Source organism: Barnesiella sp. CU968 (assembly GCF_905219685.1).
In the GTDB taxonomy this organism is placed as follows: domain Bacteria; phylum Bacteroidota; class Bacteroidia; order Bacteroidales; family Muribaculaceae; genus Lepagella; species Lepagella muris_A.
On the sequence record NZ_CAJMXD010000438.1, the window covers coordinates 1 to 2,262 of the forward strand.

Here is a 2,262-nt window from a genome sequence, read left to right on the forward strand (position 1 = left end):
TATGGTATTGGAGAGGCAGCAGTCTTTCCCGGACTGTCACCTGAAGCTGATGAAAGATATTTCTATAAGCTGATGGAACTGCAGGCAAACATACGTCTTGGCTTGCAGACTGACTTGTCCTGCTTCCCCTCTCTTCAAATGGGTCTTGAACAGGCTATAAGGGATTTCACCGCCGGATGTGAAGGGATCTACTTTAATTCACCATTCATTATCGGCGATAAGGATATTACAATCAACGGACTTATATGGATGGGAGATTATGAGGAAATGATTTCTCGGATTGAGGATAAACTTGCCGCAGGATTCAAATGTATCAAGCTGAAAATAGCTTCTATAGACTGGAGCAAGGAAATCGGGATGATAGAGTTTATCCGGCAAAGATATGACAGTGACAAAATCGAAATCCGGGTGGATGCCAACGGAGGCTTCACCATGGATAACGCTTTGGCACGACTCAGACATCTTGCAGATCTCGATGTGCATTCAATCGAACAACCCATAAAAGCCGGGAATCCTCAACTCATGAGATTCCTGTGCGATGTCTCCCCCATTCCCATTGCATTGGACGAAGAGCTGATCGGAAAATTCACTCCCGAATCCAAGGCAGAGACTCTTGACTCGATAAAACCGGCATATATCGTGATAAAGCCCTCGCTTGAAGGTGGATTTTCCGGCGCCGGTGAATGGATCAGACTGGCAGACGAAAGAAACATAGGTTGGTGGATAACATCTTCTCTGGAATCAAATATCGGACTGAACGCGCTCTCTCAATGGGTCGCCACTTTGAATCAGAAGCGTCCGCAGGGACTCGGTACGGGAGCATTATTCACAAACAATATCCCGTCACCTATATATACGGACGGCGAGAAACTGAAATATAACCCTGATGCCACTCTTGACCGCGATGTAATTGACAAACTTGATTGGCGGTAAATTACATGATAAGTATAACATAAACTGTTTTATGACATACGAGGATTTTGCGCAAGAATGGGACAGCCGAGACATGATAACATGCCGCACCTCCGGTTCAACCGGAGCACCCAAGGAAATACTGCTCCCTAAACAAGAAATGGTCAACAGTGCCCTCCGAACCATAGACTTTTTCGGTCTCACTGGAGATTCCCTTCTCTATTCGTGCATCGCCCCTGATTTCATCGGTGGAAAAATGATGCTGGTCCGCCAAAGAGCCGCGGGATGCAGATTTCTTTGGGAGACACCAAGCAACAGACCGCTTGACGGCTATTCGGGCGAGCCAATTTCGCTTTTGTCTGTTGTCCCTTCTCAGGTCATATACATACTTGACAACATTAAAGACATGCCGGTAATTGACGCCATGCTTGTGGGAGGCTCAAGTATTCCGGAATCTTTGCGACACAGGATTGAGAAAAGCGGATTGAATGCATATGAAAGCTATGGCATGACAGAGACAGCCTCTCACATAGCATTGCGCCGCATCAAATCAGAGCCTGAACCATTCAGGACACTCGGAGACATAACCGTGACGATTTCAGATGAGGCACTTGTGATAGATATCCCCGGCTGGCAGTCTGTCAGAACCAACGACTCCGCGCGTATTGTATCTCCCCGCGAATTTTTTATCGACGGCAGACTTGACAACATTATGATTTCAGGAGGACGTAAAATCAATCCGGAACGTGTGGAGGATATACTTTCCCGCACAATTACATTCCCTTTCATAATCACATCAAGACCCGATGAAAAATGGGGTGAGCGCATAATTATGATTGCGGAAGCGGAAGAGTCTGAAAGGCCGTTTATCGAAAATGAATGCAGGAATATGCTTGAAAATTACATGAGACCCAAGGAAATTATTTTTACCAAGCATCTTCCGAGAACACCAAACGGGAAACCGGTCAGAAATTTTAAGAACTAAAAATTTCATTTTTAACGAATTTTGTTATAAATTTGTGTTTTAAAACAGAAAACCCTGTTATTTCCAGTATCACAGCAGGTGAATATGATTAAAAAAAGTACATTAGAGCGAATCATTGGAGATGATCTTTCGGAGATGTGGAATGCACTTCGTCCGGAAGAGAAGCGAATTGTCACTGACAATTTCAAATACGAGCAATACAAGAAGAATCAGATAATCTACGCTGAGAAAGAGACTCCTGAAAACCTATATTGTCTTCTCGATGGAAAGGTAAAGCTATACAAAAGCGGCATCGGTGACAGGGTGCAGATTCTCAGACTGTATCGTCCGGTTCAGTATTTCGGGTATCGTGCATACTTAGCACG

General features: G+C 44.6%; 3 protein-coding genes. All 3 read left to right on the top strand.

Annotation, left to right across the window (positions count from 1 at the left end):
* A partial coding sequence (locus JX312_RS12495) for an o-succinylbenzoate synthase (RefSeq protein WP_204458222.1) occupies window positions 1-933 on the top strand: 933 nt, incomplete at its 5' end.
* Window positions 934-964: 31 nt separating this feature from the next.
* Window positions 965-1,897 (top strand): AMP-binding protein, encoded by a 933-nt coding sequence (locus JX312_RS12500; protein ID WP_204458224.1) that lies wholly within the window; start codon window positions 965-967, stop codon window positions 1,895-1,897.
* A gap of 135 nt (window positions 1,898-2,032) precedes the next feature.
* The coding region (locus JX312_RS12505) for a cyclic nucleotide-binding domain-containing protein (protein ID WP_370541512.1) at window positions 2,033-2,262 on the top strand (230 nt) is incomplete at its 3' end.